Genomic DNA, 24,544 nt, shown 5'->3' with positions numbered 1-24,544 from the left:
GCCGAGCAGCGCCCCCCAGGCGGCCCGGCCGCCCTGCCCCACCCGCAGCCCACTCCTGCCAGGCCAGCGCGGGGCGCGGCGCCGAGCCGCGACACGAGGCGCGGCCAGGGGCGGGAACGCAGCGCGCGGTCGCGCCAGTGGGCGTCCTCCGCGACCCAGGTGAGCATCCCGGGATCCAGCGTGGTCGCCGCCGAGGTCACCCGCGCCGTCCTGGTCGAGGAGGCCAGGATCCGGCGGGCGGGGATGCGGTCGAGCGCCGCCCAGGCCCGCCGTACGAGGAAGGCGGCCACGACGGAGGCGACGCCCGCGACCGCCGCGCCCAGGGACGCGGGCGCCTCGGCGACGGTGGCGAGGATCCGGCGGCCGGGGCCCGCGCCGAGCACGGCCGCGAGCACGGCCACGGAAAGCATCCCGGCGATCAGGAACTGCAGCCGGGCGTCCGAGGCCGGGGACTGCTGGCCGAGCACCGCCGCGGCCATGCCGCCCACGCCCGCCGCGACGCCGAGCGCCAGCGCCGCCGCGAGACGCACACCGAGCCGGTCAGGGGCTCCGAACACCGACAGCGCGGTCAGCCCGAGCGCCGCCCCGGCGAGCACCGCCGCCGACAGCAGGAGCAGCGCCGTACGGCCGAGCACGGCCTGCGGGGCAGCGGCGAGGTCACCAGCCACGCGGCGTCGGCGGCGGGCAGCACGACGGGTCCGAGCGCCCGTGCCAGGGCGAGGAAGCCCGCGTACGCCGCCGCGACCAGCGCGAGCCCGGGGCCGAGCCGCGCGGGGTCGGCGTGATGGGCCAGCCCGGCGAGCGCGTCCGCGACCGGGCGGCCGATCACCGCGGCGGCGACGAGCAGGCCGAAAATCCTGGTGTAGCGGTCCGACCAGGTCGCCGGCCGCCCGCGGCGGGCACGGAGGTAGGCGAGGGCGGGGTGCGTCCGCGCGGTCGCCGGGATCACGACGCCGCCCGCAGCGTGATCACACGGGCTCCCGCGTCCTGCGCCAGCCGCGCGTCGTGGGTGGCCATCACGACCGTGCCGCCCTCGGCGGCGTAGCCGCGCAGGATCCCCGCGAGGCGCTGCCTGAATCCGGCGTCCAGGCCGCGCTCCGGCTCGTCGAGCAGGAGCAGGCGGCTCGGCCGGAGCAGCGCCATCGCCAGCGACAGCCGCTGCCGCTGACCGGTGGACAGCGGCAGCGGGGCGAGATCGGCCCGGGTGCTCAGCTCGAAGGTCTCCAGCGCCTCGCCGACCGTCAGGCGGGCGTCCTGGTGGACGGCGCTCATCAGTTCCAGGTGTTCGCGGACGCTCAGGCCCGGATACCAGGCGGGCTCGTCGCCGCCTGCACGACCCGCCGCCAGAAGTCCGGCACATCCGCCGGCGGCCCGCCGAGGACGTCGATCTCGCCGCGCGGCGAGGGGTGCAGGCCGGCCAGGCAGCGCAGCAGCGTCGACTTCCCGACGCCGTTCTCCCCCATGACGGCGACGATCTCGCCCGGAGCGGCGGTGAGATCCACGCCGCGCAGCACGGGCACGCCGCCCAGGTCCAGCCCGACCCCCCGGGCCGTGATGATCGCGTTCGTCATCCCCCGAGCCTACGCGCGCGCAGCGGGCGCCATGAGCTCGCGGGCGGAGCGGGCGCCATGAACGCGCTCAGCCGCCGGAGGTGGGGTCCTCGGCCCCGGCGCCTGGGATCGTCATGTCGTCGGGGTCGTCGAGCCAGCCGTGCGGCAGCGACACCTTCGATCTCTCGCCGCTCTTGCCGCGGGGGCCGTCGGCCTCGTCCGGCCACGGCTGGTCCGCGTCGAGCTCGGCCACCCGTTCGGCCATCTCCGACAGCCGGGTGACCGAGGTGAGGGCACGGCGGGTCTCGGCTCCGACGACGAAGCCCTTGAGATACCAGCCGACGTGCTTGCGGAAGTCGGCCAGCCCGTGCGGCTCACTGCCGATGACCTCGCACAACAGCTCGGCGTGGCGCAGCATCATCGCGCCGACCTCACCCAGGCGGGGCCGGACGCGCTCGGCCGAGCCCCGGAAGGCGAGGTCGAGGTCGCGGAACAGCCACGGCCGCCCCAGGCAGCCCCGCCCGATCACCACGCCGTCGCAGCCGGTCTCCGCGACCATGCGCAACGCGTCGTCGGCGCTCCAGATGTCGCCGTTGCCGAGCACCGGGATCTCCGGCACCGCGTCCTTCAGCCGCTTGATCGCGTCCCAGTGCGCGGTGCGCCGTAATGCTGGCGGGCCGTACGGGCGTGCAGGGCGACGGCGGCGAGGCCCTCCTCCACGGCGATGCGTCCCGCCTCGACGTAGGTCAGGTGGTCCTCGTCGATACCCATGCGCATCTTCATCGTGACCGGCAGCGGCCCGGCGCCGGCCACCGCCTCGCGCAGGATGGCGCGCAGCAGGTTGCGCTTGTACGGCAGGGCCGACCCGCCGCCCCTGCGGGTGACCTTGGGCACGGGGCAGCCGAAGTTCAGGTCGATGTGGTCGGCCAGGTCCTCCTCGGCGATCATCCGCGCGGCCTTGCCGATGACGGCCGGATCGACGCCGTACAACTGGATGCTGCGAGGGGACTCGTCCGCGCCGAACCGGATCATCTGGAACGTGAGCGGCACCCGCTCGACCAGCGCCCGCGAAGTGATCATCTCGGACACGAACAGGCCGCCGCCCTGCTCCCGGCACAGCGTGCGGAAACCGATGTTCGTGATGCCCGCCATGGGAGCGAGCACCACCGGGGGCCAGACCTCGAGCGCGCCGATTTTCACTCGTTCATTCTCCCCGCTGCCGGCGGTGAGCCGTACAAGATCATGGACGTGAGGCATTTGCCCCGGTTAATCTGACCTGGACCAACGGTGGGGGAGGTCGTCATGTTGCTGCGGCTGAGAATCGCCTTGCCGGATCGTCCGGGCTCGCTGAGCCAGGTGACCGGGATCCTCGGGTCCGCGGGCGCCGACATCACGCAGGTGACGGTGCTCGACCGGGGCGACGGCCGCGCCCTCGACGACTTCACCGTCTACTGGCCCGACACCGCCCCCCGAGAGGACCTCGTACGGGCTCTGGAAGGCGTGGACGAGGTCAGGATCGAGGGCGTCTGGGGTACCAGAGAGGCGCCCGGCACCTATCCGGAGCTGGAGATCCTCAAGTTCCTCACCACGGCGGGCGACCGCGCGCTCGGCACGCTGATCGACTCCATGCCGGTGCTGTTCAGCGCCGACTGGGCGGCGGCGACGACGGAGAAGGACCCGCGCGTCACCGTGTACGCGAGCTGGCGGGCGCCCGAGGACATTCCCTTCCCCGAGGACACACCGCCCCGGCCGACGGCCGCCACGCTGCCGTCCGGCCTGCACGTGATCGTCGCACCTCTGCCGCCGCTGGCGCTGTCGCTGATGCTGGCCAGGGCGGAGGGGCCGGCCTTCCACCGCAACGAGGTGCACCGGCTCACGCGGATCCTGGAGATCTTCCTGACCCTGCCCGCGATCGAGCGGGGAGCCGACCGGGTGTTCCGCAGGCCGAGCGCCCGGCCGTTCTGAGTACACACCGGAGCGGAAAACCCGGTACAGTAGCCACGTCGCCGCAAGGCGGACGCGGAAGTGGCTCAGTGGTAGAGCATCACCTTGCCAAGGTGAGGGTCGCGGGTTCGAATCCCGTCTTCCGCTCCGAGAGGTCACGACTGCGGGCCTCGCTCTGGTGGAGTGGCCGAGAGGCGAGGCAGCGGCCTGCAAAGCCGCGTACACGGGTTCAAATCCCGTCTCCACCTCTGTTTTTCCGATCCGCTTCCGGATATCGGCGCGGGTGCCGCGCGACGCACGGCACTTCCGCTTCCACGGTCGTTGCGCTCGGATCGGGCTGCTGCCGGGCATGATCCGGCGCGGCCGGCAGCGGTGGGTGGAGCCGCCGACCAGATCCCGCCCGTCGTCACGTCAGAGCCCCGCACGCCTCATCCTCGTGCCGGCTTCTTCGCGCCCCAGTGCGTCGAAGTCGTCCAGGTGGAACTTTTTGGCGTTGAACGCGCGCACCCACAGGCCCGCCGCCCAGCACAGCTGCAGTTCGTTCTCGCTGAACGCGTGTCCGCGCGCGCTCTGGTACGCCTCCAGGAATGCCTCGGTCCGCTCGACCGAGGCGCCCGCACCGGTGGGCCCGCCCTCGAACATGGCGGCCGCCTGACCGACGATCACCACCTCGGGCTCGTAGACCACGCTGTCCCAGTCGTGGACCGCCAGCGGCCGGCCGCGGAGGAACGTCACGTTGCGCCCGTCCCAGTCCCCGTGTCCGATGACGCACGCCGCGTCGCGGACCTCCTCCAGCCGCTCGCGCACGGCCGCACCGAGCTCGTCGACCCATGCGGTGACGGAGCACCGCTCGGCATTGAGGTCGACGTCGCGGTCGTTCGGGACCGGCCAGACGCCGTCCTCCTGGTGGTACCAGTGGACCCAGGCGGGCGCGGGCCGCAGGACCGGCTGCGCTCCGAGGCTCTCCGCACAGGTCACGAAGTCGGCCAGGAGACCGGCGAACAGCCGCGGCGCATCGGCGAGTTCCGGTGGTCCACCGCCCGGCAGCGACGCCTCGGCGCTGGCGGCCTTCGGTCCCAGCGGCAGCACACCGGTCAACGGCTCCGGGCACGGGAATCCCGCCTGCCACATCCGGCGCTGTACCCAGGTACAGGCGTCCAGCCGCGGATCAGCGTTCCGAACTTTCAGCACCACCTCGCGGTCGTCGGCCAGCCGCAGGCCGTACACCGTGGACAGGTTTCCCGCGGTGAAGGTGCGTCCGGCGACGGGGGAGCCCAGGTGCTCAAGGCACCAGTCGCTCACCGCCTGGTCGTCGATGTCTGCAGGCATATCTCTTCAATAAACAACCCGCCCAAGTAGCTGTCACGATGCACCCCATGGATGTGGAGAACCCCGGCGGGCTTGTTATCGGTGACGGCCGCCGTGGCCGCCACTGGTGCGTTCCCTCATGCGAGGGACAAGTCGCGGTAAGAGTTCTTCTCAACGTCCGATAGCGAGCGCACACTGAAAGGGACACAACAGGCGATTCAGCGTGGAGTAGCTCGTGCACGGTCAGATGCCTCCAGCGATGCCCATGCTCTCTCGTGGCAAGCATCGAAATCCCAGCAAGGGCGCCTGCTTCATGGAGTTCGCGTCCTACCTCGCAGGTGAGCGGTGGAGCGACCATCCGTCGTGTACGCACCCGCTGCTCGCCGGGCTCGCCCGCCTCGTCAACGACCACACCTCCGACACCGCCCGGCCCCGCCTGGCCGAGCTGATTCCGTCGGTGATCGGCCTGACAGGCGACGATCCGCGCCTCGACGCGCGGATCGCCCTGTGCTCGGCCAGGGCCGCGCTGCCGGTCGTCGCGCATGAGCGCCAGCTCGCGATGGCGGTCTCGATCCTGTCGGCCGAGCACGTGCTCGCCGAGCTGGAGGGCCGCCCCGCCGGCGACCTGGACGAGCGCAGCAGGCAGGCGCTGGCCCAGGTGCCGGACGCCACCCGCTGGGCCTACACCTTCGGGCGCGGGGTGCGGGTCTCGCCCAAGGGCTTCCGCAGGTACGCCGCGCCGAACACGGTGCAGCTCGCGGTGCGGGGCATCGCTCAGGCGTGCGTGCCCGACCCCGATCCGCTGCTGCGCGATCTGCTGGCCGACGCGATCGACGACTGCTGGTCCCTGCTGCGACCCGCCGCCGGAACCGCCATCGAGTCCGCCGCGGAAGCCGCCGAGCCCGCCCCCGCCGCGGTGGATCCCGCACGCTGGGCGGACGCCTGCCGCCTCACCGGCCTTTCGGCCTGACCGCCACGGCCACCGGCTCGCCGCGGAGCCGGTGGCCGTAAACCGGATGATCGGTGAGCCGGTCAGGTAAGCGCGGCCCCGCGTACGGCTCGCTTCGGCGCGGCCCGCCGCGACGCCGTTATCGGCCGCAGCAGCAGGGCCTGGGCGAGCACGACCACGCAGAAGATCCCGAGCACGTAGCCCCAGCTCACGTCCGTCAGATGGTGCATGCCCCGGTAGAGCCTGGCCAGGCCGACCGCCAGGGCCGCTCCCGCGCCGAGCAGCCACCACAGCGCGTTCAGGATCGTGTGGCGATGCGTGTGCAGAGTCAGCACGAGCGCGGCGCCGCAGTAGAACGCCACGGCGGCGCTGGTGTGCCCCGACGGATAGCTGGACGTGGGCGGCGCCGGGTCGAGATGCGGCACGTGCGGGCGGGCTCGCTGCGCGAACACGGTCGCCAGCAGGAAGATCGCCGACTGGGCGCAGACGGCGGCCACCAGGAAGACCGACTCCCGCCAGCGCCGGTAGACGACCCGGAAGAGGATCGCCATGATCGTCGTCACCACGATGATCACCGGGGTGTCCGACAGCATCGAGGCGTAGTGGGTCACCTCGTTCCAGAACGGCGTGCGCTCCTGGGCGATCTCGCGGCTGACCGCCTCGTCCTGCGCGACGAGCGTCGAGTGCTCCAGGACCCGGGTGAGCAGCAGGCCGAGCCCGAGGGTCACCAGGGCCATGAGCGCGAGCGGCAGCAGGACCCGCCGCGCCGTCTCCGCGGCCACACGTCGAGAGGGCACGCGTCGAGTGGGCATGGAGGACGACCGGGCGTCCCGCGCCGTACCACGTTTACTATCGGCGGCCAATTCGTCCTCCTTCGGGGGCGATCTCCCTCTTCGTCTCGGGCCCGACGCCCTCGCGTAACGGCTGTGCGGGGCGGCGGCCCACGTCGCGGCGGCGCCAGGTCTCGAAGGCGGCGGCCGTGGCGGCCACCACGGCCACGCCGAACACCAGTCCGCCCACCACGTCACTGAACCAGTGCACGCCGAGCGCGATCCGGCTGAAGCCGACCGCCAGCGGGATCAGCACGGCGAGCGTCCAGGCGACCGCCCGCCCGCGTTCCCGTACGAGGGGCAGCACGAGCAGCAACAGGATCCCGGCGCCGAGCGTGGCGTTGACCGTGTGTCCCGAGGGGAACGACGCGCCGGGGGCGATGGCGACGGGATCGGGCAGGCTGGGCCGGGCCCGCGCGACGATGACCTTCAGGGCGAGGCCGAGCAGGCCGCCGACCGTGATCGTGGTGGCCGCCCACAGGGCCAGGTGGTAGGCGCGCCGCCAGACCAGCCAGGCGACCGCGGCGCCGACCGCGATCCGCCAGGTCAGCGGTGCGAAGACGTCGCTTGTCAGTTGCATCAGCCGGGCGAACCCGGGGTTGCCGATGGCGTAGGCGTGCAGGTCCCACGCCGCGCCCTGGTCGATTTCGGTGAGCGGGCCGAAGGAGGTCTTGACGAAGACCAGCAGCACTGTGAACGGCACGCCGATCAGCGCCAGCGCCGCCGTCGCCACCGTCAGCCGCAGGCCCAGTCCGTGCTCGGGGTCGAGCCGCCTGCGCCACCAGCTCATCGGCCGCTCCCGACCGGCTGCCGCTCCCGCGACGAGGCCGGGGCGGGGCCGGGGTCGGGGCTCGGCCGGCTCGCCGCGGCCCGCACGGCAGGCCTCCAGCTGCGCCGAGAAGGAAAGGCCGAGGAAGAGCGCCATCGAGCTGAGGAACGACCACAGCAGCAGCGCCATGACCGCCGTGAGCGGGCCGTACGTCGCGCCGAAGGTGTGACTGCTGGCGGTGTAGAGCGCGAGCAGCCAGGTGAACAGCGTCCACAGCAGCACGGCGACCGTCGCCCCGACCGCGAGCCAGGTGTGGCCGGGCTGCTTGCGCCGGGGCGAGGAGCGGAACAGCACCGAGATCGACAGGACGGCGAGCAGGAAGCCGATCGGCCAGCGCAGCCAGCCGAACAACCGCTGGGTCGTGTCGCTCCAGCCGTAGACGTGCGCCGCGGCCTCGCCGACCGCGCCGCCGCCGACCAGGATGACGAAGCCGACGCTCATGAGGAGGCCCGCCGTGACGGCCATCAGCAGCGCCCTGCCGTACTTGGCCGCGAAGGGGCGGTCGCGCTCGATGCCGTAGATGCGGTTGGCTCCGCGTTCGAACTGGCCCATGGCGGTGGTCAGCGACACCAGCGCGGTCAGCAGACCGAGCCACAGGGCCAGCTTCTCCCCCGCGCCCGAGGCGTGGTGGCTCTGGCTGAGCGTCTCCTGGATGACCTGCGAGCCCGCACCGGGAGTGAGCCGCCGCAGGGTGAGCTCGAGGAGCCTGCCGAGGTGTTCCTGGTGCAGCACCGAGCTCAGACCCACGATGGCGATCGCTCCCGGGATGATCGCGAGGCAGGTCTGGAACGCGAAGGAGCGGGCGTTGCTCGTGCCGTCGCCGTACCTGAACCGGACGTACGCGTCACGGATGAGGTGCCAGCCGCCGTACCGTCGTATGGCGGCGTATGCGTCGTCGGCCGACAGTTCGTCGCCGCTCATGCTCCTGGTCTCCGGCACCGGGGTCGCGGTTCCCATGTCAGTCCTCACATCGTCAGGGGGTGGGGACCACCGGGGGCCGGGTCGCGGGCCGGCCTCCGGCGGTCCCCGCAGGCCCACCGACTACCCCGATCACGGTGCTTGGAACGCCAGGCCTATCAGAAGATCCCCTGACCTGGGCGGCGGCTGTCCACGACGCGCCGGAGGACCGGCCCGACCGGACCGGTCCTCCGTGTCGCGGCACCGCCGGTGCCATTGAGTAGCGGGTGTCACAGGACGGCGCAGCCGACGCGTACGGGAAGGCGGGGCGACCAGCGGCCGGAGACGACGTCCTGGGCCTGCGCGTAGGCGTTGGCCGCCTTGCCGGCCGCGGCGCAGTCGAACACGCCGGTCTTCTTGCCGAAGCTGCCGCCCGCGTAGCCGCTGTGCGCGCTCGCGCTCACCGTGCCGCTCCAGTAGAGCCTGCCGGTGTTGTAGCGGATGTAGAGCCTGACCTGGCCGATGTTGAAGTGGTCGCCGTTGATCTTGAGCCGCGGAATGTCGTCGACCGAGGTGCTGGTGGAGGTGCCGTCGCCGTTGTCCACCGGGGGGACGGTGTAACGGCTGATCCACAGCCGGGCCGAGACCCTGCGGTCGGCCGCCTTGCCGTTGTCGAGCTTGGCCTGCGCGCGGACGGCGGGGGTGACGCACACGTCGTCGCCGGTGAACGCCTCACGCCAGACGTACCCGGTGACGCAGGTGTGCGGGCCGAACGGGCCGGAGGTCCAGCGGGACGCCTTGGCGGCGTTGTCGGCGAGGGTCTGCGTGCGGGTCGCGGGCGTCACGCACACGACGTCGCCCCGTGCGGGCCTCGCGCCAGACGTAGCCCTCCAGGCAGGTGTTCGGGCCGAAGTCGCCGCCGGCGGAGGCCGGGCCGGCCATGAGCGTGACGGGGGCGGTGACGGCCAGACCGGCGATCGTGGCGGTGGCCAGGCCGAGCAGGGTGCGCTTCATGACAGTCTCCTGTGCTGCTGCGGGACGAGGGTGCTGATCGGCGGTCCCGGTCCGGCCGTCGCCGCCGGGTCCGTGCACCTCAGTGATAGGCCCGCTCGCCTGCACGCCCCTTGCCGCAGGCTTTCCGCAACCGCTGCAAGCCGCCCGCAAGGCACGTGCAGGCAAAAATCATCCTCCAAGCCTCTTGTCGACTTGTTGAACGATTTTTACTTTGGAGGAAACCCCTCTCCTAAGGAGCGATCTCCATGGGACCGATGCGGGCACTCGGTGTCACCGGCCTCGCCGTCGCCGTCGTGGCGGCGCTCGTCACGCTCTTCGGCGCGGTCACGGGCTTCGAACGCACCGACGGCGGCGAGGTCGCGGTGATCCGCGACGGCGGGCCGCTCGACGACAGCGGAATCCGGCAGATCGTCGATCCCGCATCGGGCCTGACGTGGACCGGCCTGTGGTCGTCGGCGCACCGCTACCCCGCCCAGCAGCGCTTCTACACCATCACGGCCGACGCCAAGCGGGCCACGACCCTCGGCGTGGACGTCGTGACGGTACCGAGCAGCGACGGGGTGGACCTCGGCATCGAGGGCACGCTGTATTTCACGCTGAACCTCGACCACGCGACGCTCAAGCGGTTCGACGACAAGTTCGGCACCCGCACCTTCCGAGGGCAGGACGGGGAGCAGCGTCACGCCTGGGACGGCGACGAGGGCTGGGCCGCCTTCTTCGGCCAGGCCGTACGCCCGGTGGTCGACAACGCGCTGCGCGCCCAGATCGGCGCGATGCGGTGCGCGGACCTCGTCCCCACCTGCGCCTTGGTCGACAAGGCCCGGCAGGGGGTCAGGCTGGAGCCGCACGACGCGAACGGCGGCATCACCCGGGTGCAGGACGCGGTCAACACCACGCTGGAGCACGACCTCGCCCAGACGCTCGGCGACCGCTTCCTCACCGGCATGCGCTTCAACCTCGTCCGCGTCACGCTGCCCCAGGACGTGCAGCAGGCGGTCACCAGGGCGCTGGCCGCGAGCGCCCGGGTCGCCGAGGCGCTCGCGGAGGTCGACTCGGCCGAGGCGAGGGCCAAGGCCGACCGGGCCCGCCAGTCGGGATACGAGCGGTGCCCGGCCTGCGCCGACATCGACAAGCTCAAGTCGCTGCCCCAGGGCATCACCGTCTACGCCCCGGGCAACTCCGAGATCATCGTGCCCACGCAAGTGAACCGTCCCCGGACCGTCCGGCCGGTCACCGGCGCAGGCGGCGCCCCGCTCGCCCCGCATCCCCGCCCGCAAGAGCCCCCGCCGCCGGTGGCGTCGATCGTCAGGCCCGCCCGCGCGAGGCCGTCCGGGTGCCGAGCCCGTCGAGGATGACGGTGGTCAGCGCGTCGTCGGGCCGGGCGCCGGGGCGGCACACGGCGACGCTCAGCAGCCCGACGACCTCGCGCGGTGTGATGTCGTCGCGGACGTCGCCCTCCCGCTGGGCTCCCGCGGCCAGGTCTTCGAGCGTGGCGTCGAGGTCGCGTACGAGCGGGCCCAGCTCCGGATGGGCCTCGACGCGTCCGACAGCGACTTGGTCAGGGCCAGTGGCAGGTCGGCGCCGCACCGGACGCACGCCAGCAGCGCGTCCCACCGGCTCACCGGGCGGGCGGCGTGGTCCCGCGCGGCATCGAGCAGGGTCCGCAGCGCGCCGGCCGCGATCTCCTCCAGCAGCGCCCGCCGGTCCGGGAAGTGGCGGTAGAGCGTGCCCACGCCGAGGCCGGCCGCCTGCGCGATCTCCTCCATCGAGGCCTCCGGGCCCCGGGCCGTGAACAGGTCGACGGCCGCGTCCACGATGAGCGCGCGGTTGCGCCGGGCGTCGGCTCGCACAGGTCTCCCCCAACCGGAATCCGAGATTCAGCTTATTGTAGGGTGCACAACCGGAAGCGGAATTTCCGATTCATATTGGAGGCGCGATGAAACTCGGAGTGCTCGCCGGAGGGAACGGCCTGGGCCTGGACGAGCTGATCGGGCAGGTGCGCGAGGCGGCCGAGGCCGGCCTGGACAGCGCCTACTTCAACCAGGTTCTGTCATGGGACGCCGTCCAGCTCGCGGCGCTCGCCGCCCGCGAGGTGCCCGGGATCGCCGTCGGCACGGCGGTGACCCAGACCTACCCGAGACATCCGCTGGCGCTCGCCGGGCAGGCGCTCACCACCCAGGCGGCCAGCGGCAACCGCTTCACGCTCGGCATCGGGCCGAGCCACGGGCCGCTCATCGAGACGCACTTCGGCCTGTCGTACGACCGGCCGGCCCGGCACGTCCGCGAATATCTGTCCGCGCTCGTGCCGCTGCTGCGAGGCGAGCAGGTCGACTACCGCGGGGAGACGCTGACCGCGGCGGGGCGGGTCGAGGTGCCGGGCGCCGAGCCGCCGCCGGTCCTGCTGGCCGCCCTCGGGCCGGTCATGCTGCGGATGGCCGGCGAACTCGCCGACGGCGCGGTGACCGTCTGGACCGGCCCGGAGACGATCGCCGACCACGTGACGCCGACGGTCACCCGCGCCGCCGCGGCCGCCGGACGGCCGCGGCCACGCGTCGTCGCCGGTGTGATCGTGAGCGTGACCGCCGACCCCGAGGGCGTACGGCGGCGGGTCGCGGAGTCCCTCGGACCCGTCGGCGACCTGCCCAGCTACCGGGCGATCCTGGACCGCCAGGGCAGGTCGGGGGTGGAGGAGACGGTCGTGGCCGGGGACGAGTCGGCGGTCGAGCGCGCCGTGCGGGCCTATGCCGAGGCGGGCGCGACCGAACTCGTGGTGAGCCCCTTCGGTGACGCGCGCGAGCGGGCGCGGACCCTCGGCCTCCTGGCCGCGCTGCGCGGGCGGCGCGGCGGCGATCAGTAGGACTGGAGCTCCAGCAGGTTGCCGTCGGGGTCGCGCAGGTGGGCGGTGCGGCAGGTCGGCCCCCATTCGGGCCGGGCGCTCGGCGGCGCCACGACCCGGCCTCCGTGGGCGGCCGCGACGGCCGCGGCCCGGTCCACGTCGTCCACGGTCAGGACCAGCATCGTCCCGTCGCCTCCGCCGCCGAGGTCCACGCCGGTGACCTTCGCCAGCATCTCGCGGTCGAGCAGGGCCAGCACCGCCTCCGTGTCCCGGTCCCAGTTGGCGTACGGCCCCGTCTCCGCGCCCTTCACGAGGTGCGCGCCCGCCACCGCGGTGAGCAGGCCGTCGTAGAAGCGGAAGCACTCGGCGAACCGGGAGGCGAGCACGCGGGGATACAGAGCGTCCATGGAAATCCCTTGGTAAGGACCAACTATTGGGTGTGCCCTATCCTGCTCCCGTGAGCGACGTGCCGCAACTCCCCCCGTCCCTGCTCGGGATCACCGCGTTCCTGCTGTCGAAGGTGGGCATCGCCGGGCGACGCCGCATGGGCGACCGGCTGCGCGGGCACGGCATCGGCCTGTGGGACATGGCCGTGCTGGCCGCGCTGCGCGACTTCGGCCCGGCATCCCAGCGCGAGCTCGGCGCCCGGCTGGGCATCGACCCCAGCGACCTCGTTGAGGTGATGGACACGCTCGTGCCGCTCGGCCTCGTGGAGCGCGAGCGCGACCCCGAGGACCGGCGGCGATACCGGGTCGCCCTCAGCCCCGCGGGCCGGGCCACACTGGAGGCGGCCCTGCGCCAGGCCGGCGAGGTGCGCGACGACCTGCTGGCCGCGCTGGACGAGGACGAGCGGGCGACCCTGCACGCGCTGCTCCGCAAGGCGTACGCCGGGCTGGAGCCGCGGGCACGGGCCTGAGACGCCTCCGGCCGCCCACCATGGAGCTGCCGCGGGCGGCGGAGCGGTCTCAGTCGCCGACGAGCCAGACGTAACCGGCGAAGCGTCCCGTGCGCTGCTCTCGACGGTAGGAGTAGAGATCGGCCGTCTCGATCGTGCAGCGGTCGTCGTGCCGCACGTCGGCCACGCCGGCCCGGCTGAGCTGGGCCGCGATCCCGGCCCGGATGTCGAGCGCGGGCGTGCCCTGCCGGGTCCGCGACCAGGTCTCGGGCACGCGGGCGGCGACGCGCTCGCGCAGGTCTTCCGGCACCTCGTAGCACAGCCCGCAGGCCGACGGCCCGATCACGGCCACCATCCGCTCCGGCCGTGCGCCCCGCGCCGCCATCGCCTCGACGAGGGCGGGGACCACGCCCGCCTCCGTACCCGGCCGCCCCGAGTGGGCGCCGCCGACCAGCCCGGCCACAGGGTCGGCCACCAGCACGGGCGCGCAGTCGGCGACCAGGACCGCCAGGCCGAGCCCGGGACGGTCGGTGAACACCCCGTCCAGCGCGGGCGGGTCGTTCCCGAAGGGCTCCTCCGCGTAGGCGACGTCGGTCCCGTGGACCTGGCGCATGAAGACCACCCGGTCGAGCCCGAACTCCGCGGCCGTCTTCGCCCGGTTCTCGGCGACCGCCGCCGGGTCGTCCCCCACCGCCCCGCCGAGGTTGCGCGTGCCGTACGCCCGGCGCTCACGCCGCCGTGCCGGTCGGTGAAGGCCATCCGTACCCGGTCGATCGCAATCACCCGATTAGCGTACGGCCTGGGAAAGGAGCGTGACATGCGCGCGGTGGTGTACGAGGAGTTCGGCGGGCGGGCCGAGGTGCGCGAGGTGGCGGACCCGGTGGCGCCGCCGGACGGCGTCGTGATCAGGGTCGAGGCGACCGGGATGTGCCGCAGCGACTGGCACGGGTGGATGGGCCACGACGCGGACATCACGGCGCTGCCCCACGTGCCGGGGCACGAGCTGGCGGGCGTGGTGGACTCGGCCGGCCCGGGGGTGAGCCGCTGGCGGCCGGGCGACCGGGTGATGGTGCCGTTCATCTGCGCCTGCGGGAGCTGCCGCGAGTGCGCGGCCGGCGACCAGCAGGTGTGCGAGCGCCAGACCCAGCCCGGCTTCACCCACTGGGGGTCGTTCGCCGAGCTGGTGGCGATCGACCACGCCGACGTGAACCTCGTGCGGCTGCCGGACGGCATGGCGTTCGCCACGGCGGCGAGCCTCGGCTGCCGCTTCGCCACCGCCTTCCGCGCCGTCGTCGAGCAGGGGCGGGTCCGGGCGGGCCAGTGGCTCGCCGTGCACGGCTGCGGCGGGGTCGGGCTGTCGGCCGTGATGATCGGCGCCGCCGTGGGGGCCAGGGTCGTCGCGGTGGACGTGTCCCCCGCCGCGCTCGACCTGGCCCGGCGGTTCGGCGCGGCCGAGTGCGTCCTGCTCGGGGAGGGCGACTATCCCGAGGAGTCGGCCGCGCGGGTCGAGGGCGGCGACCGGGGGCGGCGGCGCCGACGTCTCCCTCGACGCGCTGGGCGACGCCGCCACCTGCGCCGCGTCGATCGGCGGCCTGCGCAGGCGGGGCCGCCACGTGCAGGTGGGCCTGCTTCCCGGGGAGACGGCCCTGCCGATGGGCCGGGTGATCGCGCACGAGCTGGAGATCGTGGGCAGCCACGGGATGGCCGCCCACGCCTATCCCCCGATGCTGGAGCTGATCGCGGCGGGCGTGCTCCGCCCCGGCCTGCTGGTCACCCGCACCATCGGCCTGGACGACGCGCCGGACGCGCTGACCCGGCCGGGCGCGCATCCGGGCGTCACCATGATCATCCCTGGCCGGTGAGCGACGCGTAGAGCTCGTGGGTGCGCTCGGCGATCCGCCGCCAGGAGAAGTGGTCGATCGCGCGCACGCGCCCGGCCTCGCCCATCGCGGCGGCGAGGCGCGGGTCGCCGAGCACCGTGTTCACCCGCTCGGCCAGCGCCGCGGCGAACGCCTCCGGGTCGTGCGGCTCGCCGTCCCGGCCCTGGTCGATCGGGACGAGCAGGCCCGTCTCGCCGTCGGCGACGACCTCGGGGATGCCTCCGGTCGCGGTCGCCACGACGGCGGTCTCGCACGCCATCGCCTCCAGGTTCACGATGCCCATCGGCTCGTAGACCGAGGGGCACACGAACACGGTGGCGTGCGTGAGGATCTGGATCACCTCGGGCCTGGGCAGCATCTCGGAGATCCACACCACGCCCTTGCGGGAGGCCGACAGCTCGCGCACGAGTGCCGTGACCTCCTCGGCGATCTCCGGCGTGTCGGGCGCGCCCGCGCAGAGCACGAGCTGTGCCGCCGGGTCGAACGACCGGGCCGCGTGGAGCAGGTGCACGAGGCCCTTCTGCCGGGTGATCCGCCCCACGAAGACGACGTACGGCACGGCGGGGTCGATGCCGTGCTTGACCAGGGCCTCGGTGCCCCGGGAGGGCGCGTACTCCTCGGTGTCGATGCCGTTATGGATCACCCGTACGCGCTCGGCGGGGACCTCCGGGTAGGCCGTGAGCACGTCGCGCCGCATGCCCTCCGACACCGCGACGATCGCGTCGGCCGCGTGGAGCGCGGTCCGCTCCGCCCACGACGAGAGCGTGTAGCCGCCGCCGAGCTGCTCGGCCTTCCACGGGCGCAGCGGCTCCAGGCTGTGCGTGGTCATCACGTGGGGCACGCCGTACAGCATCTTCGCGACGTGGCCGGCGAAGTTCGCGTACCAGGTGTGGCTGTGCACGACGTCCGCGCCCTCGCAGCCGGCCGCCATCTCGACGTCGACGCCGAGCACCTGCAGGGCGGCGTTCGCCCCGGACAGCCCCCCGGGGACCGGGTAGGCCCGCACGCCGGGCTCCTCGCGCGGGGCGCCGAAGCAGCGAACCCGCACGTCGGCCAGCCCGCGAAGCTCCCGCGCGAGGTACTCGACATGGACTCCGGCCCCGCCGTACACCTCGGGCGGATACTCACGGCTCAGCAGATCGACACGCATACGAGTGAGCTTAGAGTCCTGATCCGCGCTGTTTGCGGGTGTCCCTGGTGTTTGTTAGCCATTTCGCGGGTTAAGGTCCTGCCTATGAAGGTCCTGGCGATCGTGCTCGCGGGTGGAGAGGGCAAGCGGCTGATGCCGCTGACCGCGGACCGGGCGAAGCCCGCCGTGCCCTTCGGCGGCATCTACCGGCTCATCGACTTCGTACTGTCCAACCTGGCGAACGCGCACTACTGGCAGATCGTGGTGCTGACGCAGTACAAGAACCACAGCCTGGACCGGCACATCTCCCGGACGTGGCGGCTGTCGTCGATGCTCGGCAACTACGTGACCCCGGTGCCCGCGCAGCAGCGGCTCGGGCCGCGCTGGTTCGCCGGATCGGCCGACGCGCTGTTCCAGAACCTCAACCTGATCTACGACGAGATGCCCGATCACGTGATCGTCTTCGGCGCGGACCACATCTACCGGATGGATCCCCGCCAGATGGTCGACCAGCACATCGACTCGGGCGCGGACGTGACCGTCGCCGCGATCCGCCAGCCCCTCGAACTGGCCGACCAGTTCGGGGTCATCGAGGCGGACCCCTCGGGCCGCAGGATCGTGGCGTTCCGCGAGAAGCCGAAGGACGCGGTCGGCCTGCCCGACGCGCCCGACCAGATCTTCGCCTCGATGGGCAACTACGTCTTCAAGACCCAGGCCCTCATCGAGGCCCTGCGCGAGGACGCCCTCGACCCCAGCAGCAAGCATGACCTCGGCGGCAACATCATCCCGATGTTCGTCAAGAGCGGCGGCGCCGAGGTGTACGACTTCGCGAACAACGTGGTGCCCGGCTCCACCGAGCGCGACCGCGGCTACTGGCGCGACGTGGGGACGCTCGACGCCTACTACGAGGCCAACATGGACCTCATCTCCGTGCAGCCGGTCTTCAATCTCTACAACGACCGCTGGCCGATCTACACCGGCAACGATCCGCTGCCGCCGGCCAAGTTCGTGCACAACGAGGGCGACCGGGTGGGGCACGCGCTGGAGTCGCTCGTGTCGCCCGGGGTCATCGTGTCGGGCGGCACCGCGCTGCGCTCGATCCTGTCCCCCGGCGTGGTGCTGCACTCCCACTCGCACGTCGAGGACTCGGTGCTGATGGGCTCGGTCAAGATCGGCAGGGGCGCGATCGTCCGCAGGGCCATCATCGACAAGAACGTGGTCATCCCCGACGGCGCCCGGATCGGCTTCGACCCGGAGTACGACCGCCAGCGTTTCGCGGTGACCCGCAGCGGTGTGGTCGTGATCGGGAAGAACGAGATCGTCGACCGCTGAGCCCGCCCGTCCGTGCGCGGCGAGCGGGTCAGCGGCCGTTGATCCGCCACATGGGCTCGACCACGGTCCACTGGGCCTCCCACACCCGGCGGGCCCTGCGCTGGTTGACCAGGCGGGTGCCGGTCACCAGCAGCGCGAGCATCGCGGCGGCGGCCAGCGGGACGCCCGTGCCGACGGTCAGCGCGGCGACCACCGTGGTCTCCCGGTCCTGCGGCCGGGGCGTGATCACGCCTTTGTCGTCGGTCCAGATGCGCACCGTCTCGCCCGCATGTCTGCTGGGCGAGACCTCGATGACACCGGTCCTCGCCGTGCCGTCGGGGGCCGTCCAGGTGGCCTGGGCATGCCCGACCGCCGCTCCGGCCACCGACAGCCGGGGCGTCGTCACGTCGCCCGCCAGTGTGGCGACGACCTGATGCCGGGTGCGCGCCTGCTGAGCCTCGGTCCTCAGGCCGTTGCCGTACTCGCGGATGCCGAGCATCACTCCGAACACGATCGCGGCCATGACTCCCAGCACCGCGGCAAGCCGTACCACCGCTTCGACCCGGTCGCACGGCGCCGAAGCGGATTCCTATCAAGTCCCAGCCAGCGAGCGAACCTGGCGAATGGATTCTGCGACATCTCACACCTCACAGGGTCATTACCACTGCGAGTCCCGTTTATGCCTATTTTGCATCCCAAGAGAATCCAGGGGAACGCCCCTCCCGATATGCCCGGACACCTTCGGCCATTTCGCCGCTCTCCCTGGCCTCCCGCTGCCAGGCGCGCACCTCGGCCTCCCCGGCCCGGCCGTCGATGATCTGCTTGGCCGCCGCCAGCGTCAGCCGGGACCTGCCGGCCATCGTGGCCGCCAGGCCGTACACGCGCTCGCGCAACTCCTCCGGCGGGCAGACCTCGTCGACGAGACCGGTACGCAATGCGTGATCTGCGCTGATGAGCTCGGCGGAGAAGAGCAGGAGCTTCGCGGTGGCGGGTCCGGCGATCTCCGCCAGCCGCCGCGTGGAGCTGAGCGGGTAGACGATCCCGAGCTTGGCCGGGGTGACGCCGAAGCGGGCCCCGGCCGCCGCGACGCGCAGATCGCAGGCGAGCGCGAGCTGGCATCCGCCGCCGACGCAGTATCCCTCGATCATCGCGATCACGGGTTTGGGAAAGGTCACGAGTGCGTGCTCCGCGACAACGGTAAGACCGGTGTCATCGTCGTTATCGCCAAGCTCATGAATTTCCGAAATATCAGCGCCGGAGCAGAAAGTTCCCCCGGCTCCGGTAAAGACGAGGACACGTACCTTCGGGTCGGCGGCGAGGTCCGCGAGGATGCCCGGCAGCGCCCGCCACATGGCGGCGGTCACGGCGTTGCGCTTCGCGGGGCGGTTGAGGGTGAGGGTGGCGACGTGCTCGTCGAGGGCCAGTTCGAACCCGTCGGTAACTTCCATCAGAACCTCTGCAGGGGACCGTGGCCTTCAGGCGACGGGGGAAGGCCGCCCCTGGCTGGTTTTCTGTCTGGGCTCATCGCGGATGCCTTTCACCGGTGCGATTAGACGGACGGTGCTGTAATGATCGTGTGACTCCTCAGGTGCGCACCTCCCCCGGTGCGGCGTATGACCTCGGGTACCACGTGGTGTGATGTCCGAAGTACCGCCGTCCCGTTCTGAGTGGCCGGATGAAGGCCCGCCTTGAGGAGCTCATCCGCGGCCTGCTTCGGCTGACCGCTGATTCCGCGCTTCCTCCCTCCCGGTTTTGTCGGCGCCTTCCAGTAGCGTGGTGATCTGATTACTGAACGTAGGAATGAACGGGGGGTGGGCGTGCGCCGGTCGGTCAAGTTCCTGCTGCGCCCCACCATCAAGCAGGCCGCCTCGCTCGCCGCCTGCCTTGAGGATCACCGGCAGCTCTACAACGCCGCCCTTGAGCACCGGTGCACGGCCTACCGCAAGGCGGGTGTAACCGTTCGCTACGGTGACCAGTCCGCAGACTTGAAGGACATCCGCGCCGATGACCCCGCCGGTCAGGGCCGGTGGTCGTTCTCCTCCCAGCAGGCCACGCTCCGCCGATTGGACAAGGCGTTCCGTGCGTTCTTCGTCCGCGTCCGTGAGGGGCGCACACCCGGGTTCCCCAGATTCAAGGGGCGCGGCTGGTTCGACACGGTGGAGTGGCCCAAGGACGGGGACGGCTGCCGGTGGGACTCCCAACCCGAGCACCCCACGGCGACGTTCGTCCGCCTTCAGGGCATCGGGCACGTTCGGGTGCATCAGCACCGCCCGGTGCGGGGCCGGGTGAAGACGATCAGTATCAAGCGGGAAGGCACCCGTTGGTATGTGATCCTGTCGTGCGACGACGTCCCCGCCGAGACCTTGCCCGCGACGGGCGCGGCCGTGGGCCTGGACATGGGCGTGGCATCGCTGGTCACCACCAGCGACGGTGACCCCCTGGCCAACCCGCGCCACCTGGCCTCCTCCGCCGGCCGTCTGGCGGCGGCCCAGCAGGCTCTGGCCCGCAAGAAGCGGGGGTCCAAGCGGCGCGGTAAGGCGGTGGCGCGGGTGGCGGCGCTGCACGCGAAGGTCCGTCGCCAACGCCTGGACGGCGCGCACAAGGCCGCGCTGACCCTGGTCCGCGGCTATGACGTGATCGTGCACGAGGACCTGCGGATCGCGAACATGACCCGGTCCGCGTCCGGCACGATCGAACGACCCGGGCGGAACGTCGCTGCCAAGTCGGGGCTGAACCGGAGCATCCTGGACGCGGGTTGGGGGGTGTTCCTGCGTGTGCTCGCGTACAAGGCTGAAAGTGCCGGTCGAGAGCTGATCGCAGTTGATCCCCGCAACACCTCCCGCACCTGCTCGCGGTGCGGGCATGTGGCAAGGGAGAACCGCGTCACCCAAGCCGAGTTCGCCTGTACGGCATGCGGGCACACCGCGCACGCCGACGTGAACGCGGCGATCAACATCCTCAGGGCAGGGCTTGCCCTTCGCGACGCTGCGGAAGCGGCCTAGCGAGAAGCCGCTCCCTTCAGGGAGCGGAGGAGTCACCCCTCGATTGTCCAGGCTTCCCCCCGGTTGCTCCGGCAGGGGTCCCGGCCGCGATGGCATAATCGCCGCGCAACGGGACGATCCCGTACGCATGACCCCCCAAGGAGTCTCTGGGTGTTCGGGATCCTCCGGCCGTGTGCCCGCCACTCCTGCCCGTCCGTCCACGAGGCCTGGCGCGCGCACCTGTGCGGGCTCTGCCTGACGTTGCGGGACCGGCACGGGCACCTGGCCCGCATGGCGACCAACTACGACGGCCTCATCCTGTCCGTCCTGACCGAGGCCCAGTCGGGAGCCCGTTCAGGAGCGGGGGCCGCCGGGCCGAACCGGCGCACCGCGGGGCCCTGCGCGCTGCGCGGCTTCCGGTCGGCGGAGGTGGTTCGGTCGGACGACCGGGGCGCCCGCCTGGCCGCCGTGGTCTCGCTGGCCCTCGCCTCGGGCAAGATCCGCGACCACGCGTCCGACGGCGACGGGATCGCGGCCCGGCGCGTGGCCGGCGTCCCGATGCGCGCCACGGCCGCCGCCTGGGCCTCGGCCGCCCGGCGCGGCGCGGAGTCGATCGGCTTCGACACGGCCGTCCTGACCGAGGTATCCGCCCGCCAGGCGCTGCTGGAGACGTCCCCGGGGCGTGGGCTGCTCGAGATCACCGAGCCCACCGAGACCGCCGTTGCCGCGGCCTTCGCGCACACCGCCGTGCTCGCGGGCCGGCCGGGCAATGCCGAGAACCTGCGCGAGGCCGGCCGCTTCTTCGGCCGGATCGCGCACCTGATCGACGCGGTCGAGGACCTCGCCGAGGACCGGGCCCGCGGGGCGTACAACCCGCTGGACGCGACCGGCACCTCCCCCGCCGAGGCCCGGCACGTGTGCGAGGAGGCGCTGCACGGGCTGCGCCTGGCCGTACGCGATCTCGACCTGGAGGAGCGGCACCTCGTCGAGGCGCTGCTGTGCGGCGAGACCCGCCGCGCCGTCGACCGGGCGTTCGGGCCGCGCGCCCACGGCGCCGCCTGTGCGACGCACCGTGGGCAAGCCGACCGTGTGCAAGGCGACCGTACGCGAGCCGAGGGGACCTCGCCGGCGCCACCCGAGGGCCCGCCGGGGCCCCTCGGGGAGCCGCCGGCCGGGCCTCCGGGGCTCGGGCCGCGCGGCGGCCGGGGTGGCGGTCTTCCTGACCTGCGGGCGTCTACCGCCCGCCCATGGAGCGAGCACCGGAACTCGCCGTGGACCGAGCGCTGCTTCTGCGACGACTGCGACTGTTCGGGCTGCTGCGACTGTTGCGACTGCTGCTCGTCGTGCTCCGACTGCTGCTCCGGCGACGGCTGCTCCTGCGGGGACGGCTGCTGCTGCGACTGCGGCTCCTGACACCTGGCACCTGGCACCCGGCGCTCACGGAAGCGCGGTCCGGCCGTCCGGTGCCGGGAGCCGGTCGTAGGGGACCGCATGGCTCGTGCGACCGCGGAAGCCGGTGGTGGTCGTCGCGGTGAACAGGGAGTTGAGCAGCGCCTCCTCGACCGAGTCCATGACCGCGGCGAAGACGGGGTTCAGCGCCTCGTCGGGCAGGAGTGGGACCCCCGGCGGCGCCGTGGTGAAGGCGATCGCGTAGTCGCCGCTGCCGTGGGAGTACGACGCGCCCGCACGGCCCATCGCGAAGATCGCGCGGCGGGCGAGGCGGCCGAGTTGACGTGCGTCGACCGGCGCGTCGGTGGCCACCACGATCATGCAGGAGCCGGCGGGCTGCTCGTGACGACCGGCCCCCGGGATGAGTTCGCCGACGGGCATCGGGACACCGCGGACGGTCAGCACGCCGCCGAAGTTGGCCTGGACGAGCGCTCCGACCGTGACCGGAGCGCCGTCCACCGCCTGCCGCCGGGAGGAGGTGCCGATGCCGGCCTTGTATCCCAGGGCCGTCGTCCCGGTCCCCGCCCCCACGCATCCCTCGGCGGGCGGCCCGCCGGACGCTCCCTCCAGCGCGTCGAGGACGTGCCGTTCGGTGACGGGGCGCGCCGGATGTCGGAAAGGAAGCCGTCGTTGGTCTCGCCCACCAGGGGATTGAAGGAGATCCCGTCCGGGCGGCGGTCCATCAGGTAGGTGAGCAGCGCGTCGGCCGCCCGGAACACCGACAACGTGGCGGTCAGGACGACGGGCGACTCCAGCACGCCGAGTTCGTCGACCTGGGTCGAGCCGACCAGCTTGCCGTACCCGTTGCCGGCGTGGACGGCCGCGGGCAGCCCCCGCCGCCCGGCGATCAACTGACGGGGAACGACGGCGGTGACCCCGGTGTGGAGATCGGCGCCGTCGTCGATCGTGGTGTGACCCACCAGGACCCCGTCGACATCGGTGATCGCGTTCAGCGGCCCGGTCGGCAACGCGCCGACGACGACGCCCAGCGAGCGCGCCCGTACGCGCCCGTTCAGATGGTTGTCCATGGCGTTCATCTTGTCGGTGTCACGCTCTCCCGCGGTGCGCGGGCCGGTCCGCCGGAGCGCCGGCCCCTTGGAAGATCGGCGATATCGTCGGCTTATGCGAAGATCGCGGCCCCCTTTCCGCCGGCTCACCCCCGCCGAGCGACGGCTCTGGGACGCCTACCCCACCGGCGCCTGGGTCGACCTGCGCCATGGCCGGGAGACGGGCTCCTCCTCCGGCGGCGGGTGGGGCTCAAGCGGGGACTCGAGCGGCGTGTGGGGCCGCTCGCGGGTGGTCCGGGCGGAGGTGATCTCCGCGCTGGTGCTCGACCGGGGCATCGGCGGATCGGCCCGGGTGCCGGGCGTCCGGCTCTCCGGAGCCCGGATCGTCGGCGACCTCAACCTGTCCGACGCCACGATCGAGGCGAAGGTCCACCTGCTCGACTGCCACATCGCCGGGACGGTCTCGCTCAACGACGCCAGGACCAGGGGCGTACGGCTGCGGCGCTGCGACATCTACCGCTTCCGAGCAAGCCGGGCCACGGTCGACGGGCTCCTCGACCTCGACGGATCGGTCGTTCACGCGGGGGTGCGCCTGGACAACGCCCACGTGACCGGGCAGCTCCGGCTCTCCGGCACGCGGGTGGGCACTCCCGGCGAGGCGCAGAACCGGGGCATGCCGCCCGGGGCGTCGTCCCTGGAGCCGCCCATGGAGCAGACCCCGTGGAACGGACCCGAGGGATCGGAGGAGCCGCGGACCTGGAAGTCGGTCGCGCTGTGGGCCGGCGGGCTCGTCGTGGACGGCAGCGCCTTCTTACGCGACATGCGGGCCACTGGCGGCCTGCGGCTGATCGGCGCCCGCTTCTCCAGCGGGCTCTATCTCCAGGGCGCGGTCGTCACGGCGGACGGCACCCCCGCCGTGCACGCCGACCACCTTCAGGCCGCCACGGCCGAACTCGGCGCGGGTTTCACCGCCGACGGGACCGTACGGCTGCGCGGCGCGCGCATCGACGGGGTCCTGTCGTTCCACGGCGCGGTGCTGCGGGCGCCGGGCCGGGTGCTGCATCTGAGCCACATGCAGGCGGACGAGCTCATCCTGCTGCCCGAGGCGATCGAGGGCGAGGTCAACCTCGGCTACTCCCGCTTCGGCGTGCTGTTCGACCGTCCGGAGAGCTACCCGGGCGAGGTGCGGCTCAACGGGCTGACGTACGAGTCGCTGCGCGGGCCCGCGACCCTGGCCGACCGCCTCTCCTGGCTGCGGCGCGGACCCCGGGGGCTACCGGCCCCAGCCGTACGAGCAGCTGGCCGCCTACTGCCGGCGCATCGGGCACGAGCCGGACGCGCGCCGGGTGCTGCTGGCCAGGCAGCGGGCGCGGCGGCGGACGCTGCGGCTGCCCGGGCGGCTGTGGGGCCGACTGCTCGACGGGCTCGTCGGGTACGGCTACCGGCCCTGGCTCGCCGGCCTGTGGGCCGCGCTGCTCCTCGCGACGGGCACGGCGGTCTTCACCCAGTGGCCGCCGCACCAGATCGGGCTGGACGAGTCGCGCCACTTCAACGCCTTCGTCTACACCCTCGACCTGCTCGTGCCGGTGAGCGTGTTCGAGCAGCGAGGCGCCTGGGAGCCGGCCGGATGGACCCAGTGGCTGGCGAACGGCCTGGTCGCCGCGGGCTGGATCCTCGCCACCGCGCTCATCGCGGGCGCGAGCAGACTCCTGCGGCCGTCCAACGCCCCCTGACG

The 24,544-nt window shown here is 72.7% G+C and carries 29 protein-coding genes, 2 tRNA genes and 3 pseudogenes; 13 read left to right on the top strand and 21 right to left on the bottom strand.

The genetic code is table 11. The features are described from left to right. The 5 genes and pseudogenes from B1L11_RS32480 to dusB all read right to left on the bottom strand — a co-directional run. A partial coding sequence (locus tag B1L11_RS32480; RefSeq protein WP_256863075.1) for a DUF6297 family protein occupies nucleotides 1-668 on the bottom strand: 668 nt, incomplete at its 3' end. Next, nucleotides 569-949 (bottom strand): hypothetical protein, encoded by a 381-nt coding sequence (locus B1L11_RS32475; protein ID WP_079319186.1) that lies wholly within the window; start codon nucleotides 947-949, stop codon nucleotides 569-571. The genes B1L11_RS32480 and B1L11_RS32475, both read right to left, overlap by 100 nt. Continuing rightward, on the bottom strand, nucleotides 946-1,347 hold the full coding sequence (locus tag B1L11_RS48865; RefSeq protein ID WP_372974752.1) for an AAA family ATPase: 402 nt from the start codon (nucleotides 1,345-1,347) through the stop codon (nucleotides 946-948). Before B1L11_RS48865 ends, B1L11_RS32475 begins: the two co-directional genes overlap by 4 nt. Next, entirely contained in the window at nucleotides 1,296-1,571 is a 276-nt protein-coding gene (locus B1L11_RS55385) for an ABC transporter ATP-binding protein (RefSeq protein ID WP_218671460.1), read from the bottom strand. Before B1L11_RS55385 ends, B1L11_RS48865 begins: the two co-directional genes overlap by 52 nt. Nucleotides 1,572-1,638: 67 nt before the next feature. Further along, nucleotides 1,639-2,702 (bottom strand): annotated as a pseudogene (dusB, locus tag B1L11_RS32465) (tRNA dihydrouridine synthase DusB). Nucleotides 2,703-2,852: 150 nt separating this feature from the next. Between dusB and B1L11_RS32460 the strand changes: the two are divergent. From B1L11_RS32460 to B1L11_RS32450, 3 genes are all read left to right on the top strand, one after another. Further along, complete coding sequence (locus tag B1L11_RS32460; protein WP_143737706.1) at nucleotides 2,853-3,515, top strand: ACT domain-containing protein; 663 nt, start codon at nucleotides 2,853-2,855, stop codon at nucleotides 3,513-3,515. A 54-nt stretch (nucleotides 3,516-3,569) separates the two neighbouring features. Beyond that, a tRNA-Gly gene (locus tag B1L11_RS32455) sits at nucleotides 3,570-3,641 on the top strand. Nucleotides 3,642-3,671: 30 nt separating this feature from the next. Further along, nucleotides 3,672-3,742, top strand: a tRNA-Cys gene (locus tag B1L11_RS32450). A gap of 163 nt (nucleotides 3,743-3,905) precedes the next feature. Here the strand turns inward: B1L11_RS32450 and B1L11_RS32445 are convergent. Continuing rightward, nucleotides 3,906-4,823, bottom strand: a complete 918-nt coding sequence (locus tag B1L11_RS32445; protein ID WP_079319184.1) for a hypothetical protein — start codon at nucleotides 4,821-4,823, stop codon at nucleotides 3,906-3,908. A 292-nt stretch (nucleotides 4,824-5,115) separates the two neighbouring features. On the opposite strand from B1L11_RS32445, the gene B1L11_RS32440 reads away from it, so the two are divergent. Then, entirely contained in the window at nucleotides 5,116-5,772 is a 657-nt protein-coding gene (locus B1L11_RS32440) for a hypothetical protein (protein WP_256863074.1), read from the top strand. Nucleotides 5,773-5,834: 62 nt separating this feature from the next. On the opposite strand, the gene B1L11_RS32435 is transcribed toward B1L11_RS32440, so the two are convergent. The 4 genes from B1L11_RS32435 to B1L11_RS45850 form a co-directional block, all read right to left on the bottom strand. Beyond that, nucleotides 5,835-6,548 (bottom strand): phosphatase PAP2 family protein, encoded by a 714-nt coding sequence (locus tag B1L11_RS32435; RefSeq protein ID WP_179155428.1) that lies wholly within the window; start codon nucleotides 6,546-6,548, stop codon nucleotides 5,835-5,837. Between the two features lie 52 nt (nucleotides 6,549-6,600). After that, nucleotides 6,601-8,367: a YhjD/YihY/BrkB family envelope integrity protein gene (locus B1L11_RS52470; RefSeq protein WP_079319182.1), complete on the bottom strand. Its 1,767-nt coding sequence runs from the start codon at nucleotides 8,365-8,367 to the stop codon at nucleotides 6,601-6,603. A gap of 230 nt (nucleotides 8,368-8,597) precedes the next feature. Further along, entirely contained in the window at nucleotides 8,598-9,152 is a 555-nt protein-coding gene (locus B1L11_RS32425; protein WP_143737705.1) for a hypothetical protein, read from the bottom strand. Next, nucleotides 9,040-9,321 (bottom strand): hypothetical protein, encoded by a 282-nt coding sequence (locus B1L11_RS45850; RefSeq protein ID WP_143737704.1) that lies wholly within the window; start codon nucleotides 9,319-9,321, stop codon nucleotides 9,040-9,042. Before B1L11_RS45850 ends, B1L11_RS32425 begins: the two co-directional genes overlap by 113 nt. A gap of 245 nt (nucleotides 9,322-9,566) precedes the next feature. Here B1L11_RS45850 and B1L11_RS32420 point away from each other — a divergent pair, with 245 nt between their 5' ends. Continuing rightward, complete coding sequence (locus tag B1L11_RS32420; RefSeq protein ID WP_179155427.1) at nucleotides 9,567-10,676, top strand: SPFH domain-containing protein; 1,110 nt, start codon at nucleotides 9,567-9,569, stop codon at nucleotides 10,674-10,676. On the opposite strand, the gene B1L11_RS55380 is transcribed toward B1L11_RS32420, so the two are convergent. Continuing rightward, on the bottom strand, nucleotides 10,627-10,800 hold the full coding sequence (locus B1L11_RS55380) for a hypothetical protein (RefSeq protein ID WP_372974751.1): 174 nt from the start codon (nucleotides 10,798-10,800) through the stop codon (nucleotides 10,627-10,629). The genes B1L11_RS32420 and B1L11_RS55380 overlap by 50 nt on opposite strands. Continuing rightward, on the bottom strand, nucleotides 10,728-11,171 hold the full coding sequence (locus tag B1L11_RS32415) for a TetR/AcrR family transcriptional regulator (RefSeq protein ID WP_256863073.1): 444 nt from the start codon (nucleotides 11,169-11,171) through the stop codon (nucleotides 10,728-10,730). Before B1L11_RS32415 ends, B1L11_RS55380 begins: the two co-directional genes overlap by 73 nt. A gap of 86 nt (nucleotides 11,172-11,257) precedes the next feature. Between B1L11_RS32415 and B1L11_RS32410 the strand changes: the two genes are divergently transcribed. Continuing rightward, a complete protein-coding gene (locus B1L11_RS32410) occupies nucleotides 11,258-12,178 on the top strand; it encodes a TIGR03564 family F420-dependent LLM class oxidoreductase (RefSeq protein ID WP_079319180.1) in 921 nt (306 codons plus the stop codon). On the opposite strand, the gene B1L11_RS32405 is transcribed toward B1L11_RS32410, so the two are convergent. After that, on the bottom strand, nucleotides 12,172-12,564 hold the full coding sequence (locus tag B1L11_RS32405; protein WP_079319179.1) for a VOC family protein: 393 nt from the start codon (nucleotides 12,562-12,564) through the stop codon (nucleotides 12,172-12,174). The genes B1L11_RS32410 and B1L11_RS32405 overlap by 7 nt on opposite strands. A 50-nt stretch (nucleotides 12,565-12,614) precedes the next feature. Here B1L11_RS32405 and B1L11_RS32400 point away from each other — a divergent pair, with 50 nt between their 5' ends. Further along, a complete protein-coding gene (locus B1L11_RS32400) occupies nucleotides 12,615-13,073 on the top strand; it encodes a MarR family winged helix-turn-helix transcriptional regulator (protein ID WP_218671459.1) in 459 nt (152 codons plus the stop codon). 49 nt (nucleotides 13,074-13,122) lie between these two features. Here B1L11_RS32400 and pgeF read toward each other — a convergent pair whose 3' ends face one another. Continuing rightward, the gene (pgeF, locus tag B1L11_RS32395; protein ID WP_143737703.1) at nucleotides 13,123-13,743 is read right to left on the bottom strand and encodes a peptidoglycan editing factor PgeF; all 621 of its coding nucleotides are present in this window, start codon (nucleotides 13,741-13,743) and stop codon (nucleotides 13,123-13,125) included. A 126-nt stretch (nucleotides 13,744-13,869) separates the two neighbouring features. Here pgeF and B1L11_RS54230 point away from each other — a divergent pair. Both B1L11_RS54230 and B1L11_RS52460 read left to right on the top strand, forming a co-directional pair. After that, a pseudogene (locus B1L11_RS54230) lies at nucleotides 13,870-14,217 on the top strand (alcohol dehydrogenase catalytic domain-containing protein); the annotation flags it as partial. Between the two features lie 316 nt (nucleotides 14,218-14,533). After that, nucleotides 14,534-14,914 carry a zinc-binding dehydrogenase gene (locus B1L11_RS52460; protein WP_306291733.1) on the top strand — a complete coding sequence of 127 codons (381 nt, stop codon included), beginning with the start codon at nucleotides 14,534-14,536 and terminating at the stop codon, nucleotides 14,912-14,914. Here the strand turns inward: B1L11_RS52460 and glgA are convergent. After that, nucleotides 14,898-16,082, bottom strand: a complete 1,185-nt coding sequence (gene glgA, locus B1L11_RS32385; protein WP_079319178.1) for a glycogen synthase — start codon at nucleotides 16,080-16,082, stop codon at nucleotides 14,898-14,900. The genes B1L11_RS52460 and glgA overlap by 17 nt on opposite strands. Between glgA and glgC the strand changes: the two genes are divergently transcribed. Further along, complete coding sequence (gene glgC, locus B1L11_RS32380; protein ID WP_256863072.1) at nucleotides 16,020-17,393, top strand: glucose-1-phosphate adenylyltransferase; 1,374 nt, start codon at nucleotides 16,020-16,022, stop codon at nucleotides 17,391-17,393. The two genes, glgA and glgC, sit on opposite strands and share 63 nt — an antisense overlap. Nucleotides 17,394-17,421: 28 nt before the next feature. Here the strand turns inward: glgC and B1L11_RS32375 are convergent, their stop codons facing one another. Next, nucleotides 17,422-17,895 (bottom strand): hypothetical protein, encoded by a 474-nt coding sequence (locus tag B1L11_RS32375; protein ID WP_143737702.1) that lies wholly within the window; start codon nucleotides 17,893-17,895, stop codon nucleotides 17,422-17,424. Nucleotides 17,896-18,055: 160 nt separating this feature from the next. Then, complete coding sequence (locus tag B1L11_RS32370) at nucleotides 18,056-18,820, bottom strand: enoyl-CoA hydratase/isomerase family protein (protein WP_079319175.1); 765 nt, start codon at nucleotides 18,818-18,820, stop codon at nucleotides 18,056-18,058. A gap of 363 nt (nucleotides 18,821-19,183) precedes the next feature. On the opposite strand from B1L11_RS32370, the gene B1L11_RS32365 reads away from it, so the two are divergent. Then, nucleotides 19,184-20,374: an RNA-guided endonuclease TnpB family protein gene (locus B1L11_RS32365; RefSeq protein ID WP_079319174.1), complete on the top strand. Its 1,191-nt coding sequence runs from the start codon at nucleotides 19,184-19,186 to the stop codon at nucleotides 20,372-20,374. A 150-nt stretch (nucleotides 20,375-20,524) separates the two neighbouring features. Continuing rightward, nucleotides 20,525-21,766: a DUF5685 family protein gene (locus B1L11_RS32360; protein ID WP_079319173.1), complete on the top strand. Its 1,242-nt coding sequence runs from the start codon at nucleotides 20,525-20,527 to the stop codon at nucleotides 21,764-21,766. Between the two features lie 24 nt (nucleotides 21,767-21,790). On the opposite strand, the pseudogene B1L11_RS32355 reads toward B1L11_RS32360, so the two are convergent. From B1L11_RS32355 to B1L11_RS32340, 4 genes and pseudogenes are all read right to left on the bottom strand, one after another. Further along, nucleotides 21,791-22,830, bottom strand: a pseudogene (locus tag B1L11_RS32355) (P1 family peptidase). Between the two features lie 156 nt (nucleotides 22,831-22,986). Further along, the gene (locus B1L11_RS32350; RefSeq protein ID WP_079319172.1) at nucleotides 22,987-23,322 is read right to left on the bottom strand and encodes a hypothetical protein; all 336 of its coding nucleotides are present in this window, start codon (nucleotides 23,320-23,322) and stop codon (nucleotides 22,987-22,989) included. Between the two features lie 63 nt (nucleotides 23,323-23,385). After that, the gene (locus B1L11_RS32345; RefSeq protein WP_143737701.1) at nucleotides 23,386-23,631 is read right to left on the bottom strand and encodes a hypothetical protein; all 246 of its coding nucleotides are present in this window, start codon (nucleotides 23,629-23,631) and stop codon (nucleotides 23,386-23,388) included. Then, entirely contained in the window at nucleotides 23,621-23,836 is a 216-nt protein-coding gene (locus B1L11_RS32340) for a hypothetical protein (RefSeq protein WP_143737700.1), read from the bottom strand. The genes B1L11_RS32345 and B1L11_RS32340 overlap by 11 nt, the downstream gene beginning before the upstream one ends. A 319-nt stretch (nucleotides 23,837-24,155) precedes the next feature. Between B1L11_RS32340 and B1L11_RS32335 the strand changes: the two genes are divergently transcribed. After that, a complete protein-coding gene (locus B1L11_RS32335; RefSeq protein WP_079319169.1) occupies nucleotides 24,156-24,542 on the top strand; it encodes a hypothetical protein in 387 nt (128 codons plus the stop codon). The last annotated feature ends 2 nt before the right edge of the window (nucleotides 24,543-24,544 follow it).

Origin of the sequence: Microbispora sp. GKU 823, from assembly GCF_002027145.1 — a bacterium.
GTDB lineage: Bacteria > Actinomycetota > Actinomycetes > Streptosporangiales > Streptosporangiaceae > Microbispora > Microbispora siamensis.
Note: the sequence above shows the minus strand (reverse complement) of the source record. Positions and strands in the feature narration are given on the sequence as shown.

Bases quoted from the DNA above. Each gene is read 5' to 3' on its own strand.
- B1L11_RS55385 (WP_218671460.1), bottom strand. From the start codon at position 1,571: ATGACGAACGCGATCATCACGGCCCGGGGGGTCGGGCTGGACCTGGGC.
- B1L11_RS32460 (WP_143737706.1), top strand. From the start codon at position 2,853: ATGTTGCTGCGGCTGAGAATCGCCTTGCCGGATCGTCCGGGCTCGCTG.
- B1L11_RS32445 (WP_079319184.1), bottom strand. From the start codon at position 4,823: ATGCCTGCAGACATCGACGACCAGGCGGTGAGCGACTGGTGCCTTGAG.
- B1L11_RS32440 (WP_256863074.1), top strand. From the start codon at position 5,116: ATGGAGTTCGCGTCCTACCTCGCAGGTGAGCGGTGGAGCGACCATCCG.
- B1L11_RS52470 (WP_079319182.1), bottom strand. From the start codon at position 8,367: ATGGGAACCGCGACCCCGGTGCCGGAGACCAGGAGCATGAGCGGCGAC.
- B1L11_RS45850 (WP_143737704.1), bottom strand. From the start codon at position 9,321: ATGAAGCGCACCCTGCTCGGCCTGGCCACCGCCACGATCGCCGGTCTG.
- B1L11_RS32420 (WP_179155427.1), top strand. From the start codon at position 9,567: ATGGGACCGATGCGGGCACTCGGTGTCACCGGCCTCGCCGTCGCCGTC.
- B1L11_RS32410 (WP_079319180.1), top strand. From the start codon at position 11,258: ATGAAACTCGGAGTGCTCGCCGGAGGGAACGGCCTGGGCCTGGACGAG.
- B1L11_RS32405 (WP_079319179.1), bottom strand. From the start codon at position 12,564: ATGGACGCTCTGTATCCCCGCGTGCTCGCCTCCCGGTTCGCCGAGTGC.
- glgC (WP_256863072.1), top strand. From the start codon at position 16,020: ATGGACTCCGGCCCCGCCGTACACCTCGGGCGGATACTCACGGCTCAG.
- glgA (WP_079319178.1), bottom strand. From the start codon at position 16,082: ATGCGTGTCGATCTGCTGAGCCGTGAGTATCCGCCCGAGGTGTACGGC.
- B1L11_RS32375 (WP_143737702.1), bottom strand. From the start codon at position 17,895: ATGGCCGCGATCGTGTTCGGAGTGATGCTCGGCATCCGCGAGTACGGC.
- B1L11_RS32370 (WP_079319175.1), bottom strand. From the start codon at position 18,820: ATGGAAGTTACCGACGGGTTCGAACTGGCCCTCGACGAGCACGTCGCC.
- B1L11_RS32350 (WP_079319172.1), bottom strand. From the start codon at position 23,322: ATGTCGCAGCGCCGCAGCCGTACGCCCCTGGTCCTGGCGTCGTTGAGC.
- B1L11_RS32345 (WP_143737701.1), bottom strand. From the start codon at position 23,631: ATGTCGCGTAAGAAGGCGCTGCCGTCCACGACGAGCCCGCCGGCCCAC.